This is a genomic window from Paenibacillus terreus (assembly GCF_042138595.1).
GTDB lineage: Bacteria > Bacillota > Bacilli > Paenibacillales > Paenibacillaceae > Paenibacillus > Paenibacillus terreus.
The window spans coordinates 37176-52341 of the sequence record NZ_JBHIRX010000027.1; the positions used below are offsets into that span (position 1 = coordinate 37176).

Annotated in this window: 17 protein-coding genes and 1 other annotated feature; all 17 genes read right to left on the reverse strand. The window is 50.2% G+C overall.

The features are described 5' to 3' along the window. Positions 1–10: 10 nt before the first annotated feature. Positions 11–3556 (reverse strand): DNA-directed RNA polymerase subunit beta, encoded by a 3546-nt coding sequence (gene rpoB / locus ACE5KN_RS29225; protein ID WP_375528028.1) that lies wholly within the window; start codon positions 3554–3556, stop codon positions 11–13. Between the two features lie 361 nt (positions 3557–3917). Beyond that, positions 3918–4514 carry a class I SAM-dependent methyltransferase gene (locus ACE5KN_RS29230; RefSeq protein ID WP_375528027.1) on the reverse strand — a complete coding sequence of 199 codons (597 nt, stop codon included), beginning with the start codon at positions 4512–4514 and terminating at the stop codon, positions 3918–3920. 137 nt (positions 4515–4651) lie between these two features. Continuing rightward, entirely contained in the window at positions 4652–5017 is a 366-nt protein-coding gene (gene rplL / locus ACE5KN_RS29235) for a 50S ribosomal protein L7/L12 (RefSeq protein ID WP_375528026.1), read from the reverse strand. Positions 5018–5088: 71 nt separating this feature from the next. Next, the gene (rplJ, locus tag ACE5KN_RS29240; protein WP_355325573.1) at positions 5089–5592 is read right to left on the reverse strand and encodes a 50S ribosomal protein L10; all 504 of its coding nucleotides are present in this window, start codon (positions 5590–5592) and stop codon (positions 5089–5091) included. A gap of 61 nt (positions 5593–5653) precedes the next feature. After that, positions 5654–5806: a sequence feature (ribosomal protein L10 leader region), on the reverse strand. A gap of 67 nt (positions 5807–5873) precedes the next feature. Further along, complete coding sequence (rplA, locus tag ACE5KN_RS29245) at positions 5874–6566, reverse strand: 50S ribosomal protein L1 (RefSeq protein ID WP_375528025.1); 693 nt, start codon at positions 6564–6566, stop codon at positions 5874–5876. A gap of 77 nt (positions 6567–6643) precedes the next feature. Further along, positions 6644–7069 (reverse strand): 50S ribosomal protein L11, encoded by a 426-nt coding sequence (gene rplK / locus ACE5KN_RS29250; RefSeq protein ID WP_355325579.1) that lies wholly within the window; start codon positions 7067–7069, stop codon positions 6644–6646. A 70-nt stretch (positions 7070–7139) separates the two neighbouring features. Continuing rightward, positions 7140–7673: a transcription termination/antitermination protein NusG gene (nusG, locus tag ACE5KN_RS29255; RefSeq protein WP_355325582.1), complete on the reverse strand. Its 534-nt coding sequence runs from the start codon at positions 7671–7673 to the stop codon at positions 7140–7142. A 22-nt stretch (positions 7674–7695) separates the two neighbouring features. After that, positions 7696–7887 (reverse strand): preprotein translocase subunit SecE, encoded by a 192-nt coding sequence (secE, locus tag ACE5KN_RS29260; RefSeq protein ID WP_013312170.1) that lies wholly within the window; start codon positions 7885–7887, stop codon positions 7696–7698. A gap of 21 nt (positions 7888–7908) precedes the next feature. Beyond that, the gene (gene rpmG, locus ACE5KN_RS29265; RefSeq protein WP_076176720.1) at positions 7909–8058 is read right to left on the reverse strand and encodes a 50S ribosomal protein L33; all 150 of its coding nucleotides are present in this window, start codon (positions 8056–8058) and stop codon (positions 7909–7911) included. Positions 8059–8377: 319 nt separating this feature from the next. After that, on the reverse strand, positions 8378–9022 hold the full coding sequence (gene sigH / locus ACE5KN_RS29270; RefSeq protein WP_355325587.1) for an RNA polymerase sporulation sigma factor SigH: 645 nt from the start codon (positions 9020–9022) through the stop codon (positions 8378–8380). 162 nt (positions 9023–9184) lie between these two features. After that, positions 9185–9706: an NYN domain-containing protein gene (locus ACE5KN_RS29275; RefSeq protein ID WP_375528024.1), complete on the reverse strand. Its 522-nt coding sequence runs from the start codon at positions 9704–9706 to the stop codon at positions 9185–9187. Between the two features lie 3 nt (positions 9707–9709). Next, a complete protein-coding gene (gene rlmB, locus ACE5KN_RS29280) occupies positions 9710–10456 on the reverse strand; it encodes a 23S rRNA (guanosine(2251)-2'-O)-methyltransferase RlmB (protein ID WP_375528023.1) in 747 nt (248 codons plus the stop codon). Positions 10457–10529: 73 nt separating this feature from the next. Next, positions 10530–10985 (reverse strand): Mini-ribonuclease 3, encoded by a 456-nt coding sequence (locus ACE5KN_RS29285; protein WP_375528022.1) that lies wholly within the window; start codon positions 10983–10985, stop codon positions 10530–10532. Next, positions 10982–12385: a cysteine--tRNA ligase gene (cysS, locus tag ACE5KN_RS29290; RefSeq protein WP_375528021.1), complete on the reverse strand. Its 1404-nt coding sequence runs from the start codon at positions 12383–12385 to the stop codon at positions 10982–10984. The genes ACE5KN_RS29285 and cysS overlap by 4 nt, the downstream gene beginning before the upstream one ends. 146 nt (positions 12386–12531) lie before the next feature. Further along, entirely contained in the window at positions 12532–13179 is a 648-nt protein-coding gene (gene cysE / locus ACE5KN_RS29295; RefSeq protein ID WP_375528020.1) for a serine O-acetyltransferase, read from the reverse strand. Continuing rightward, positions 13164–13430, reverse strand: a complete 267-nt coding sequence (locus ACE5KN_RS29300) for a hypothetical protein (protein WP_375528019.1) — start codon at positions 13428–13430, stop codon at positions 13164–13166. The genes cysE and ACE5KN_RS29300 overlap by 16 nt, the downstream gene beginning before the upstream one ends. Positions 13431–13682: 252 nt before the next feature. Then, positions 13683–15143: a glutamate--tRNA ligase gene (gene gltX / locus ACE5KN_RS29305; RefSeq protein WP_375528018.1), complete on the reverse strand. Its 1461-nt coding sequence runs from the start codon at positions 15141–15143 to the stop codon at positions 13683–13685. Positions 15144–15166: the final 23 nt, after the last annotated feature.

Here is a 15166-nt window from a genome sequence, read left to right on the forward strand (position 1 = left end):
CAGAAAGAACTTATTCCATTCCGACTTCCGCGCCCTCCAAATTCAGGCTCAGTTTGTCACCGGTGGTGTCGTCTTCGTCATCGATTTCTTTCATTTCAATTTCCTGCTCGTCTTCGGACAGAATCTTGACATCCATACCCAAGCTCTGCAGTTCCTTGATCAATACTTTAAAGGATTCAGGAACGCCTGGTTCCGGAACGTTTTCGCCTTTGACGATCGATTCGTATGTTTTCACACGTCCGACCACGTCATCGGATTTCACGGTCAAAATTTCCTGCAGTGTATAAGCGGCACCGTAAGCTTCCAGCGCCCACACCTCCATCTCACCGAAGCGCTGGCCGCCGAATTGGGCTTTACCACCCAGCGGCTGCTGCGTAACAAGCGAGTAAGGACCTGTGGAGCGGGCATGGATCTTGTCGTCAACCATGTGCGCCAGCTTGATCATATGCATGACGCCGACTGTAACTTCACGCTCAAAGCGCTCGCCCGTACGGCCGTCATAAAGCACGGTTTTACCGTTGCGCTGCATACCAGCTTCTTCCATCGTATCGAATACGTCGTACTCGTTCGCACCGTCGAAAACCGGTGTGGCGACGTGAATGCCGAGACGCATGGCAGCCATGCCAAGGTGAACCTCCAGCACCTGACCGATGTTCATCCGTGAAGGCACGCCCAGCGGGTTCAGTACGACCTGTACAGGTGTACCGTCAGGCAGGAACGGCATATCTTCTTCCGGAAGAATACGGGCCACGACACCTTTGTTACCGTGACGGCCGGCCATTTTGTCACCCTCGGAAATTTTACGCTTCTGTGCGATGTACACACGGACAAGCTGATTAACTCCAGGTGGCAGTTCATCGCCGTTTTCGCGGGTAAACACCTTAACGTCAACCACGATACCATCCGTACCGTGCGGCACACGCAGAGAAGTATCACGAACTTCACGCGCTTTTTCACCGAAGATAGCGTGCAAGAGACGTTCTTCAGCAGTCAGCTCTGTCACGCCTTTAGGCGTTACCTTGCCAACCAGGATGTCTCCGGCGCCAATCTCGGCACCGATGCGGATAATTCCGCGTTCATCCAGATTGCGCAGCGCTTCTTCACCGACGTTAGGAATGTCACGCGTAATTTCTTCAGGTCCGAGTTTCGTATCCCGTGCTTCGGATTCGTACTCCTCAATATGAATAGAGGTATAGACATCTTCCTTCACGAGCTTCTCGGAGAGCAAGATCGCATCCTCGTAGTTGTAACCTTCCCAAGTCATGAAGGCTACGACCACATTGCGTCCCAGAGCCAATTCGCCCATTTCGGTCGAAGGTCCGTCAGCCAGGATATCGCCTTTTTTCACCACATCTCCGCGTTTTACAATCGGACGCTGATTGATGCATGTTCCTTGGTTCGAACGCATAAATTTGTGTAATTTATATTTAACAATATCGCCTTTGACTTCGCTGCCATCCACTGTTTCAATGCGGCGCAGCCAGATTTCATTGGCGGAAGAACGTTCAATAATCCCGTCATACTTGGATACAATACATACACCGGAATCTTTGGCGGATTTATGTTCCATGCCCGTACCAACCAAAGGAGCCTTAGGAATAAGAAGCGGAACAGCCTGCCGCTGCATGTTGGATCCCATCAGCGCGCGGTTGGAGTCGTCATTTTCCAGGAACGGAATAAGCGCTGTCGCTACAGACACAACCTGCTTCGGCGATACGTCCATGTAGTCTACACGGTTACTCGGCATCGGAAGGATGTTGTCAGACTGCTTGTTGTAACGCACAATGACGATTTCGTCCTTGAATGTATTGTCTTCATTCAATTCCGCGTTCGCCTGGGCAACAATGTAGTTATCCTCTTCATCGGCTGTCAGGTAGTCAATCTGATCCGTTACTTTGCCGGTCTTCGGATCAACCCAGCGGTAAGGCGCTTCGATAAAGCCGTACTCATTGATCCGCGCAAAAGTCGACAGCGAGTTGATCAGACCGATGTTCGGACCCTCCGGGGTCTCGATCGGACACATCCGGCCGTAGTGGCTCGGGTGAACGTCCCGCACTTCCATGCCCGCGCGTTCACGAGTCAGACCGCCCGGTCCGAGTGCGGACAGACGGCGCTTGTGCGTCAATTCCGCCAGCGGGTTCGTCTGGTCCATAAACTGTGACAGCTGCGAGCTTCCGAAGAACTCCTTGATGGAAGCGATCACCGGACGAATGTTGATCAAAGCTTGCGGTGTAATGACATTCGCGTCCTGGATGGACATTCTTTCACGAACAACACGTTCCATACGGGACAGACCGATGCGGAACTGGTTTTGCAGCAATTCGCCTACGGAACGCAGACGGCGGTTGCCCAGATGGTCAATATCATCCGTGCTGCCGATGCCATGCAGAAGGTTAATGAAATAGCTGATGGAGGAAATGATATCCGCCGGCGTAATGTTCTTGACCGTCTTGTCGATATTTCCGTTAGCGATCAGCTTGATGACTTTACCGTCTTCAATCGGCGAGAATACGTCGATCGTTTGCAGCGGAATGTCGTTGCTGTCCAGCACGCCGCTTGCCACATGATACGTGCGGTGGCCGACCGAATTCTCCAGATGTGGCATGATTTCGTCCAAGAGTCGACGGTCAACCATTTGTCCCGCTTCGGCAATGATTTCACCTGTGGTGGTATCAATCAGAGATTCGGCAAGCCGCTGGTTAAACAGACGGTTCTTGATATGAAGCTTTTTATTGATTTTGTAGCGGCCAACATTGGCCAGATCGTAACGCTTTGGATCGAAGAAGCGAGCTACGAGCAAGCTTTTCGCATTTTCCAGTGTCGGTGGTTCGCCCGGACGAAGACGCTCGTAAATCTCGATCAGCGCTTTCTCCGTGGAATCCGTATTATCCTTGTCGAGTGTATTGCGGATGTATTCGTCATTGCCGAGCAAATCCAGGATTTCAGCATCTGTACCAAAACCAAGGGCGCGCAGCAGAACAGTAACAGGTATTTTACGGGTACGGTCGATGCGGACATAGATGATATCCTTTGCATCCATCTCCAGTTCGAGCCATGCACCCCGGTTAGGGATAACCGTTGCAGTGTATGCCGTTTTCCCGTTTTTATCTACTTTTGTGCTGAAATAGACGCTGGGAGAGCGAACCAACTGGCTGACAATAACCCGTTCCGCACCATTAATAATAAATGTACCGGTTTCGGTCATCAGCGGGAAGTCTCCCATGAACACTTCCTGCTCTTTCACTTCTCCGGTTTCTTTATTAATAAGCCGGACCTTCACCCGCAGCGGCGCCGCATACGTAACGTCGCGTTCTTTCGCGTCATCTACTGTATATTTAGGCTCTCCGAGGCTGTAGTCGATAAACTCCAAAACCAGGTTACCCGTGAAGTCCTGAATTGGCGAAATATCCTGGAACATTTCACGCAATCCTTCTTCCAAAAACCATTCATAGGATTTTTGTTGGATCTCAATAAGGTTCGGAACTTCAAGTACCTCGTTAATACGTGCATAACTACGCCGAGTGCGTCGACCATATTGAACAAGATGTCCTGCCAACTTTAACTCACCCCTCATGTCTACTCACTTAAAAATTTCGTTGCGAACCTTTGTTTGGTACCTTATAATGGAACTCATACAACAGATTCGTTCTCCACAAATGAAGAAAAGCCCTTGCTCGAACACATTCGAAAAAAGAGCGACTATCTGTGGAATCTTTCTGCCGGAAGCACCTTATCCTTGTAGATTTGCCCAAAATGTATATATTATACGTAGGCAAGACAAAATATATGCCTTGTCTGCTATAACCTATTGACATTTCAGCAAACTAAAGACATAAAGGGCATCCTATATACTGACATTTTATAATAATATCACAGACCACGACCAGTGTCAATGGTCTTCTTCTTGTTTTATTCCCTCATTTTGTAGCTTTAAAAATCCGGTAGCCCTTATCCTTCGTGACTTCCTCTACGAGTGGAAACAAGCTTTCCAGTTTCGCTTTTGCAGAAGGTGCGCCTTGCTTCTTCTGAATGACAACCCATAAAGCCCCACCATCGTTCAGATGATCAAACGCCAGATTGAATATGGAATGCACAGTCTCTTTGCCTGAGCGGATCGGCGGATTGGTCAGAACGACATCAAACCTTTTTCCCAGCACTGCCTGGAATAAATCGCTTTGCAGTATAGTGACATTGTTAATCCGGTTTCGTCCGGCATTCTCTCTGGCCAGTTCAACCGCTCTTTCATTGATATCAATCATGGTAACCCGTCCTGCCGGAGCCAGTTTTGCCGCCGTCAGACCGATGGGGCCATAACCACAGCCGACATCCAGGATTTCCGAATCTTCCGAAAAATCCATCGCCTCAATCAGTACCCGGCTCCCGTAATCAATCCCCTGCTTGGAAAAAACCCCGGCATCACTTACAAAACTGAGAGACTGCCCGCGGAGCTCCGCTTGAAGTATGCGCCTGTCATGCGCAGCGTCAGGGCTGCTAGAGTAATAATGGTCAGACATCCCGTCCACATCCTTCGGGTTTTGTTAACATCCTGTCCATAGCCTTGCTGTTTTAGACTTATATATCTATTTACAGCAAACGAACCCCTTGAGACGATCTTCAAGGGGTTCGCTTTGCCACTTACCTGTTAAGGTAATTATTTCAGTTCGATCGTTGCGCCTGCTTCTTCCAGTTTAGCTTTGATGGATTCAGCCTCTTCTTTACCCACTTTTTCTTTCACTGGTTTTGGTGCGTTGTCTACCAGTTCTTTAGCTTCTTTCAAGCCCAGACCAGTAACTTCACGAACTGCTTTGATAACGTTGATTTTGGAAGCGCCAGCGTTAGCCAGAACTACGTCGAATTCGGATTGCTCAGCTTCAGCTGCGCCACCTGCAGCGCCGCCAACTACTGCTACAGGAGCAGCTGCTGTTACGCCGAATTCTTCTTCGATTGCTTTAACAAGATCGTTCAGTTCCAGTACGGACATACCTTTAATTGCTTCCAGGATTTGCTCTTTACTCATGGTTGAACCTCCGTTTATATAATAGTTTTTTAGTTTAAACTGCCATTCTTACAACACGACCGGTATTCCGGTTACGCGCTTTGCTCTTCCTTCTCTGCAACAGCTTTAACTGCAAGCGCGAAGTTGCGCACTGGAGCTTGAAGCACGCTGAGGAGCATGGAAAGGAGACCTTCGCGGGATGGAAGTTCAGCCAGAGCCTTAACTTCCTCAACAGATACCACTCGACCTTCCAGCACGCCGCCTTTCAGTTTGAGAGCATCGTTCTTCTTAGCGAAGTCGTTCAGAATTTTGGCTGGAGCCACTGCGTCCTCTGTACTGAAAGCAATCGCTGTAGGACCAGTCAAAGCAGAGTCCAGTTCAGTCAGCTCTGCTGCTGCAGTCGCACGGCGAAGCAGTGTGTTCTTCAGCACTTGGAATTCAATGCCAGCTTCACGAAGCTGCTTGCGCAGCTCAGTTACTTGAGCAACGGTCAAACCGCGGTAGTCAGCAACGACGGTAGTTGCACTCTCGCGCAATTTCGCAGTTACGGCTTCAACGGTTTCTTGTTTTGCTTGGATCACTTTTGCATTTGCCAAACTGTACACCTCCTGATAAATTTTTGCCGTCTCTATGATACGTTCACAAAAACGGAGCTACATAGGCATAAGAAAAGCCTCCGTAGCATATACGAAGGCTTGATGAATCAACACGGGCAGGCGTACCTGCCACATGCAACGTTCTATCATAACACCTCGGTAGGAAATTAAGCCTTCCGGCACCTACTGTCTACGGTAAGCATATTCGAATGTTAGGGTCGGTCATAATGACGCAACTCATACAGAATAACAGCTAGAATTGATAATGTCAATCCCCAATATTATCTGTAGCTTGCTGCGTTCACGCGTGCGCTAGGGCCCATTGTGGAAGATACCGCAATGTTCTTCAGGTATACACCTTTAGCAGCCGCCGGCTTCGCACGGTTCAGAGCGTCGATCAACGCTTTGAGGTTTTCATTCAACTGCTCAGCAGTGAAAGAAACCTTACCGATTGGTGCGTGAATTTGACCTGCTTTGTCGAGACGGTATTCGATTTTACCGGCTTTGATCTCTTGAACAGCCTTGGCAACGTCGAATGTAACTGTACCCGCTTTAGGGTTAGGCATCAAACCTTTACCACCGAGCAGACGGCCCAGTTTACCAACCTCACTCATCATATCAGGTGTAGCTACGCAGACGTCGAATTCGAACCAGCCTTGTTGGATTTTGTTGATCATGTCTTGATCGCCTACAAAATCAGCGCCAGCCGCTTCCGCTTCCTTCACTTTATCACCTTTTGCAAATACCAACACGCGTTGGGTTTTACCAGTACCGTGCGGCAGAACAACCACGCCACGAACAGCCTGGTCTTGTTTACGAGCGTCTACGCCCAGACGAACTGCTGCTTCAACGGTTTCGTCGAACTTCGCAGTTGCCGCCTTTTTCACCAGCTCAACGGCTTCAGCAGGCTCGTAAGTTGCTTCGCTGTCGATCAGCTTGGCAGCTTCCAGGTATTTCTTACCGTGTTTAGCCATTATATTTTCCTCCTTTGTGGTATTAGCGGATATTCCTCCCACATCACCGGCATCATGCCGGAAAACAAAGCTTACGCTTAGTCAACGATGGTGATACCCATGCTGCGAGCAGTACCTTCAACCATACGCATAGCCGCTTCAACGGAACCAGCGTTCAGGTCAGGCATTTTTTGTTCAGCGATTTGACGAACGGTATCGCGGTTAACGGTAGCCACTTTCGTTTTGTTCGGTACGCCGGAACCTTTTTCGATCTTAGCAGCGACTTTCAACAGAACTGCAGCCGGTGGAGTTTTGGTGATGAATGTGAAAGAACGGTCTTCAAACACCGAAATTTCAACCGGAATAATCAGGCCTGCCTGATCAGCAGTACGCGCGTTGAATTCTTTACAGAATGCCATGATGTTGACACCTGCTTGACCCAAAGCCGGACCTACTGGAGGCGCTGGATTCGCTTTACCTGCAGGAATCTGCAGTTTTACAATTTTGATTACCTTTTTTGCCATGGTGACACCTCCTTGACTCGATAGTGGTCAATGGATCCTTAGATCCTCCCACAAGAAACCACAGAAAACCTTATATTTTCTCCACTTGAGTATAATCCAACTCCAGCGGGGTTTCCCGTCCAAACATGTTGACGTGTACTTTAAGCTTGCTCTTGTCAGCCAAAATCTCTTCCACGGAGCCCACAAAATTCGCAAATGGACCAACCTTGATCCGCACGGACTCTTTCACGTCGAATTCTATCTTCGGTTTCGGCTCAACCATGCCCATATGCTTCAGAATCTGCTCAACTTCCTCTGGAAGCAAAGGCGTAGGCTTGGAACCCGAACCCGTTGATCCTACAAACCCTGTTACACCCGGCGTATTGCGGACAACATACCAGGAGTCATCGGTTTGAATCATTTCGACCAAGACATATCCGGGGTAAACTTTACGCATAACGGTCTTCTTCTTACCGTCTTTGTTCACCAGTTCTTCTTCCATAGGAACAAGAACACGGAATATCTTGTCTTCCATGCCCATGGATTCAACGCGTCTTTCCAAATTGGCTTTGACTTTGTTCTCATACCCGGAATAGGTATGAACGACATACCATCTTTTTTCCATATCAAGCCACCTGGGACCCTTCTTAGATAATCGCTTCGATCACAGCAGAAATGCCGATATCAAGAACCCAAAAATAAATCGTGACAAACGCAATTGTCCCAATGACAATCAGCGTATAGTTAGTCAACTCTTTACGATTGGGCCAGCGAACTTTTTTGAGTTCAGCCCAGCTTTCAGAGAAAAAGGAAAACAGAGACTTGAAACTGCGTTTCACGCCGACTACACCTCCATAAAACTATCTGGTTTCACGATGAGGAGTCTGCTCGTTACAAAACTTGCAGAATTTCTTCATCTCCATGCGGTCGGGGTGATTACGCTTGTTTTTGGTTGTTGTGTAATTTCTTTGTTTGCAATTCGTACAAGCCAAAGTGATAATTACCCGCATGATGTGCACCTCCCGAAGACATCCGACGAACAGGAAGTCTCTAAATTGGTCCTAAAAAAACGCAAATTTAGGCCTACCTAAAACACTTTATCATAAGGGGGGTACCATGTCAACGAATGTTTAAGCGCATTTCCCCCTTACGTCCTAGCAACTTTTTGCAAAGGTATGCTGGGGGTGTTTTCCTTTTGAAACTCTCAAACTGTTCGGCATTTATACTAATCAAGTATAAATCATTTCGAAGCGTTATAAACCTGCCGACAAACGAATGCAATAAAAAAAGACTCATATAACCGAGCCTTTTTCCTGCAATGTGCTTTCTTCAATTATCGCGGACTTCCAAATATTTTTCAAGCTTGCGTTTGACCCGCTGCAGTGCGTTATCAATGGATTTCACATGGCGGTTGAGATCAACGGCGATTTCCTGGTAAGACCTTCCGTCCAGGTACAGCATCAGCACTTTTCGTTCAAGATCGCTTAATATTTCCGACATCTTGTCTTCCAGCCCGACAAACTCTTCCTGATTGATAATGAGCTCTTCCGGATCACTTACCCGCGAGCCGCAGATCACATCCATAAGGGTACGGTCCGATTCTTCATCGTAAATAGGCTTGTCCAGGGATACGTAGGAATTCAGCGGGATGTGCTTCTGGCGTGTCGCCGTCTTGATGGCTGTAATAATCTGCCTCGTGATGCAGAGCTCGGCAAACGCTTTAAAAGAGGCAAGCTTATCCCCCTTGAAGTCACGGATCGATTTGTACAAACCGATCATGCCTTCCTGGATAATGTCCTCCCGGTCAGCACCAATCAGGAAATAGGATCTCGCCTTGGCTCTGACAAAGTTCCGGTATTTATTAATCAGAAACTCCAGCGCCTCGCTGTCACCTTCATGGACCGCTACGACAATGTCTTCATCATTCTTGTAATCATACACTGACAACATGATATCTTTGAGGTCGACACTCACTAACAATCCCTCCGGCTGCAACGCAAGGTACCCGTTACTACTCAAAATATACGACAAGTATACGCCAAGGCCCTGAGAACCGTCAACCACACCCGCTACAAAAAGATTAATTTAAGTCTGATATGGAACCGAATGATATCCCTTGAAATCAATGGGATTTCCCTACTGGCGCCTCCATTTTTCAAACATCTTTCTCATTTCCGGACTGAGAGAAGCGTCAAGCGTATTGCGGTGAAGCCGCTCCGTGTTCTGTTCAATCCGCTTTTGAACCTCCCGTTCGGATTCCTCCACCTCAATCAGGAGCTCGCGCGCAGATACCCTGAGAGCCCCCTGTCCAAACGCGACATGCTGCTCAACAAGGTCGCTGGTGGCTACATATACGGACCTTCTGCGGCTGCTGAGCTCCCCGACCAGCCGCTCGATACATTCATCGGCCGTTTCTTTTTCTTTCGTGAAATAGATCTGCACTTTGCTCTGCGAGAAGGTTTTGCCGAGCCCCGGCACCCGGTAGGCGTCAAATACAACGATGACTCTTCTCCCCGAATACGCCTGGTGGTCGGCGAGCCGCTCAAGCAGCCTGTCCCGCGCTTCCTGCAGGCCGGACTTGGCAAGTGCGGACAGCTCGGGCCAGGCTCCGATCATGTTATAGCCATCCACCAGCAGAACATCGCGCGTATCCGCCATTTGCTAGGACCGGGCCATTCGTCCGCGCAGCACTTCGTACATCACGACGCCCGCTGCCACCGATGCATTCAGCGAATTGATCTGTCCTTCCATGGGAAGCTTGACGAGCACATCGCACTTTTCCCGTACAAGCCGTCCCATGCCCTTGTTCTCGTTGCCAATCACAATCGCCACCGGTCCGGTGAACACCCCATTGCCAAAAACCGGTTCAGCAGCGTTGACATCTGTCCCCACGACCCAGATTCCTTCTTCTTTCAAACGGTCGATGGTCTGGGCAAGATTGCTCACCCGCGCAACCGGCACGTATTCGACAGCTCCCGCAGAAGTTTTCGACACCGTTGCCGTAACAGCCGCCGAACGCCGCTTTGGCACGATAACGCCGTGCGCTCCTGTGCAATCCGCCGTGCGGAGAATGGAGCCCAGATTATGCGGATCTTCAATTTCATCAAGCAAAATCAGAAAAGGAGCTTGTCCCTTCTCTGCAGCAGCGGCGAGCAAATCCTCCACTTCCGCATACGCATGCGGCGCAGCCTGGGCTACTACCCCTTGATGCTGAATGCCCGGAACCATCTGATCCAGCTTGCGCTTGTCGGCCTGCTGAACGATAACGCCGGCTTTTTTAGCTTCCACGATAATCGGCTGCGTCAGATGCTTTTGCGCATTTTCCGCAAGCCATATTTTATTGATCGGACGCCCTGAACGAAGGGCCTCAATCACGGAATGCTTGCCCGCAATCCATTCCTCTTCCATATTGCACTTCCTCTCTCAAGGGCGGTCTGCTCTTATTGTCACTGTTTATGTCACGGCAGTCCGCTCGTTTATCTTATTTTTTGCTTTCGTCCATTAAAGCGATACCTTTGCCAATCAATTCACGCAGCCGCTCCAGTCGGCCGTCGCAATACAGGAAGCCGAAAAGCCCTTCCAGCGCAGTGGCATGACGGTATTCGAGGACATCGGCATTTTTCGGCACACTGCCGGATTTCGCGTTCCGGCACTGTCTGACAATATCCTGCTCCTCTTCCGTCAAATTCTGCTCCAGCATCTGCAAAATTCTGCTCTGCGCTTTGGCCGAGACGAATCCTGTCGCTCTGCGGTGGAGATGGTTCGGACGCAGGTTCGCCTGGGCAAGCAGGTACTGGCGGACGGCCACCTCATACACGGCATCTCCGATATAAGCAAGCGCAATCGGCGGGATCATGCGGGCCGGCTTGGAGGGCGGGTACGGAAACCAGCCCCCGTCCAAGCCCTCTCTCTCCAGATTCATGTGCTCCCCGCTCATTTGCGCCGCCAGCGCATGCCCTGCGCCGTGTCCTCAAGAAGAATCCCCTTCGAAGCGAGCAGGTCACGGATTTCATCCGCCCGCCCCCAATTTTTCGCCTTGCGCGCTTCCACGCGTTCAGCGATCAGCTGCTCGATCTCCTCGTCCAGCAGCTCCTCGCCGGCCTCCGAGTACAGCCGCAGCACACTGTTCAGGCCCTGGAAGGTATCCAGCAGCGCCTGCAGTTCGGCTTTATTGACCACGTCTTGCTGAAGTACCTGATTCGTTTCGCTTACCCATTCGAACAAAGCTGTGATGGCGTCCGGCGTGTTAAAATCATCATCCATTTTCTCGCGGAAATGAGCACGGATTTGCTCCAGCTTCTCCTCAATCTCCGCCGAAACCTTGCCGTCTCCTTCCGTGGAGGTTTCAAGACGGTGCTTGAGGTTGGTCACTGCATTGGCGATGCGCTCTACGCTTTTTTCCGACTGCTCCATCGTTTCATCATTAAAGTTCAGCGGATTGCGGTAATGAGTGGATAGCATGAAATAGCGGATGGCTTCTTTCTTGTAGCGGGCGCGCAGGTCCTTTACAAGGATGCCATTGCCGAGCGATTTGGACATTTTTTCGTTGTTGATGCGGATATATCCGTTATGCATCCAGTACCTTGCCAGAGGCTCGCCGGTCAGCGCTTCGGACTGGGCGCATTCGCATTCATGATGCGGGAACTGCAGATCCTGACCGCCGCCGTGAATGTCAAGCGTTTCCCCCAGATAATGGAGAGCCATGGCCGAGCACTCGATATGCCAGCCGGGACGGCCTTTTCCCCACGGACTTTCCCAGAAAATCTCACCAGGTTTGGCTGCTTTCCACAGTACAAAATCCTCCGGGCGCTCCTTGCGCTCATCGACCCCGATGCGGATGCCGAACTGAAGCTGCTCCAGGTTTTGACCGGACAGCTTCCCGTAATCCTTAAACTTTTCCGTCCGGAAGAAAACATCCCCGCCGTTCTCATAAGCATAGTCCCTGTCCACCAGATTCTGAATGAAGCGGATGATCATATCCATGCTTTCCGTCACCCGGGGATGTACATTGGCACGCGGGATACCCAGGCCTTCCAGGTCCTCGTAGTATGCCGCTATAAAACGCTCGGCCACCTCGGGAACCGTCGTTCCGAGCTGCTCTGCTTTGCGGATCAATTTGTCATCGACGTCCGTAAAATTCGACACATAGTTCACATCATAACCGGAATACTGCAAGTAATTGCGAACAATGTCGAACACAATGATCGGGCGCGCGTTTCCGATATGAATATAGTCGTATACTGTAGGACCGCACACGTACATTTTCACTTTTCCCGGCTCAAGCGGCTCGAACAGTTCCTTGCTCCTTGACATTGTGTTATAGATTTGAAGCGCCATAAACTTACTCCTCCTATCCTGCAGTCCTTCCGCCAAACAGCTGCGGCAGCCGGAAGCAGGCCAGCTTCCCTGGTTAATTTGTAATCTCTACTACGGTCAACCGATTAACCACTAGGATTATCGAATTTCCCTTTTTTCACTATATGTTAATTGCATCTGGCTTTTTCCCGCTTTAGCTCGGACACCTCGGCGCGCAGCCGTTCGATTTCTTCCTGCAGCGAACGGATCGAGTCGACCACCGGATCGGGCAGCTGATGACTGAGCCGGTCCCGGCGTTTGCCGTCCTGGCGCACGATTTTGCCGGGAATGCCGACAACCGTGCTGTTCGGAGGAACCTCTTTTAATACGACTGAATTGGAGCCTATGTTGGACTGATCCCCCACCGTGAAGGAGCCCAAAATTTTCGCCCCTGAGCCGATAACTACATTATTGCCGATTGTCGGATGTCTCTTTCCCTTTTCTTTCCCCGTGCCGCCCAGAGTTACCCCCTGATAAATCACGACATCATTGCCGATTTCACAGGTTTCGCCGATGACTACCCCCATGCCATGGTCAATGAACAGACGTTCCCCAATGCGGGCGCCCGGATGAATTTCAATGCCTGTCATGAAACGGGAAAATTGCGATATGATGCGGGATAGTGTGCACCAGCGACGCTTATAAAAGGCATGCGCAATCCGGTGCGCCCAAATGGCATGCAGTCCCGAGTAGGTGAAAACCACCTCCAGCTTGCTTCTTGCCGCCGGGTCGTTATCCAATACTGTCTGAATATCAGATCTCATTTGCCTGAACATGCCCTTCCCTCCTTGCTCCTTTTGTAAGGCAGCCGCTGAGTTTTCGAATTACTGGCAAACGGGACAAGAAAAAAACGCCCCTGCAGCCTGTGCTGCAGAGACGTTTCACCGTGGTTCCACTCTGCTTGAGGTGTTCCATGCTCCCATAGACAGGTCAGATCATGGCACCTCCTCTTTCCCGTCCAGTAACGCGGACGAAACGGCACAATCTGGCCGGCATGCCGGTTCAATTGCACAGCTCCCAGGCGCATTTCCGCTGCAGGTCATTTGAACGGCTCGCAGCCCGGGAAGCACCCTTGACCGTTCTCTCTGAAAAATGCCCTGTTGCAGCGTACTTCTCCTGTTCCCAGCTTTTCAAACTAAATTATCTAACTAAATCATTTATATGAAACAACGATCAATTTGACAAGCAAAATGTTGGTTTTCTGATGCAGTTTATTATAACGAAAAGAATACAATCTGACAAGAAAGCAGCAACAGCCGCTTCATGCCATAGAGGGCGATTATCCCTTGATCTGAGCACGAAGACGATCTAATACCGTATCCCGCCCAAGCAGATAAATCGTTTCATTCAGGTCACGCCCGTGGGTCTGGCCGGTCAAGGCAACCCGGATGGGCATAAACAGCTGTTTGCCCTTGAAGCCCGTTTCTTTCTGCACCTCTTTAATTAAAGCGGCTATGCGTGCAGCTGTAAATTCCTCGGCTGCCTCGATCTTATCGGCAAAAGCTTTAAGCACGACCGGCACCTGCTCCTCCGCAAGGATCGCCGTTCCTTCCGCATCCAGCTCCAGATGAGTACGGAAAAATACGTCCGACAACTGAACGATGTCCGAAGCTGCCGTCATTTGCTCCTGATACAAACGAACAAGCGCGTTGGCCCATTCCTGCTGTTCCGGCGTGAGGCTGGCCGGCAGGCGTCCTGCCTTCTGCAGATGCGGAATCGCCATGTCAGCGATCCGGCCGGGATCGGCATGCTTAATATAATGGTTGTTCAAATGCGCCAGCTTGTTTGGATCAAACACGGCCGGGCTTTTGGACAAGCGGTTGGCGTCAAAGATTTCAATCAGCTGTTCTTTGCTGTAAATCTCCTCTTCGCCTTCCGGGGACCATCCAAGCAGCGCAATGAAGTTGAACATGGCTTCAGGCAAATAACCGAGGTTGTCATACTGCTCCATAAACTGAATGATGGATTCATTCCGTTTGCTGAGCTTTTTGTGATCCTCGCCGACAATAAGCGTCATATGCCCGAAGACCGGCGGATCCCAGCCCAAAGCTTCATAAATCATAAGCTGGCGCGGAGTGTTGGAAATATGATCTTCGCCGCGCAGCACGTGGGTGATTTTCATCAAATGGTCATCAACAGCTACCGCAAAATTATAGGTAGGAATGCCATCTTTTTTAACGATGACAAAATCGCCCGACTCTTTGGAGTTAAACGTAATTTTACCTTTTACCATGTCATCAAACGTATATTCCCGCTCATCAGGCACGCGGAAACGGATGCTCGGCACACGCCCTTCTGCTTCGAAGGCCTGGCGCTGCTCCGGAGTCAGGTCGCGGTGCTTGCCGGAATAGCGAGGCGTCTCGCCGCGGGCGATCTGCTCTTCCCGCTCCTGCTCCAGCTCTTCCTCCGTACAATAGCAGCGGTAAGCAAGGCCGCGATCCAGCAGATCCTGCCAGTAGACCTTGTAAATATCCAGGCGTTCCGTTTGGCGATAAGGACCATATTCTCCGCCGACATCCACGCTTTCGTCCCAATCCATGCCGAGCCATTTCAGGTACTTCAGCTGGCTTTCTTCTCCGCCTTCAATATTGCGTTTGACATCTGTATCTTCAATCCGGATAATAAACTTTCCGCCCCGGTTTCTGGCATATAAATAGTTGAACAGCGCCGTTCTGGCATTGCCGATATGCAGATGTCCTGTTGGACTTGGCGCATAACGCACACGAACCTCTGTGCTCATGTATATCCCCTCCGTGTCTCTAA

Coding starts and splice junctions, on each gene's coding strand:
- rplK (WP_355325579.1), bottom strand. CDS start 7,069: ATGGCAAAAAAGGTAATCAAAATTGTAAAACTGCAGATTCCTGCAGGT.
- ACE5KN_RS29285 (WP_375528022.1), bottom strand. CDS start 10,985: ATGAGCGGGGAGCACATGAATCTGGAGAGAGAGGGCTTGGACGGGGGC.
- nusG (WP_355325582.1), bottom strand. CDS start 7,673: ATGGAAAAAAGATGGTATGTCGTTCATACCTATTCCGGGTATGAGAAC.
- ACE5KN_RS29275 (WP_375528024.1), bottom strand. CDS start 9,706: ATGGCGGATACGCGCGATGTTCTGCTGGTGGATGGCTATAACATGATC.
- ACE5KN_RS29300 (WP_375528019.1), bottom strand. CDS start 13,430: ATGCGCCTGGGAGCTGTGCAATTGAACCGGCATGCCGGCCAGATTGTG.
- rplA (WP_375528025.1), bottom strand. CDS start 6,566: ATGGCTAAACACGGTAAGAAATACCTGGAAGCTGCCAAGCTGATCGAC.
- rplL (WP_375528026.1), bottom strand. CDS start 5,017: ATGAGTAAAGAGCAAATCCTGGAAGCAATTAAAGGTATGTCCGTACTG.
- gltX (WP_375528018.1), bottom strand. CDS start 15,143: ATGAGCACAGAGGTTCGTGTGCGTTATGCGCCAAGTCCAACAGGACAT.
- cysE (WP_375528020.1), bottom strand. CDS start 13,179: ATGTTCAGGCAAATGAGATCTGATATTCAGACAGTATTGGATAACGAC.
- cysS (WP_375528021.1), bottom strand. CDS start 12,385: ATGGCGCTTCAAATCTATAACACAATGTCAAGGAGCAAGGAACTGTTC.
- rpmG (WP_076176720.1), bottom strand. CDS start 8,058: ATGCGGGTAATTATCACTTTGGCTTGTACGAATTGCAAACAAAGAAAT.
- ACE5KN_RS29230 (WP_375528027.1), bottom strand. CDS start 4,514: ATGTCTGACCATTATTACTCTAGCAGCCCTGACGCTGCGCATGACAGG.
- rlmB (WP_375528023.1), bottom strand. CDS start 10,456: ATGGAAGAGGAATGGATTGCGGGCAAGCATTCCGTGATTGAGGCCCTT.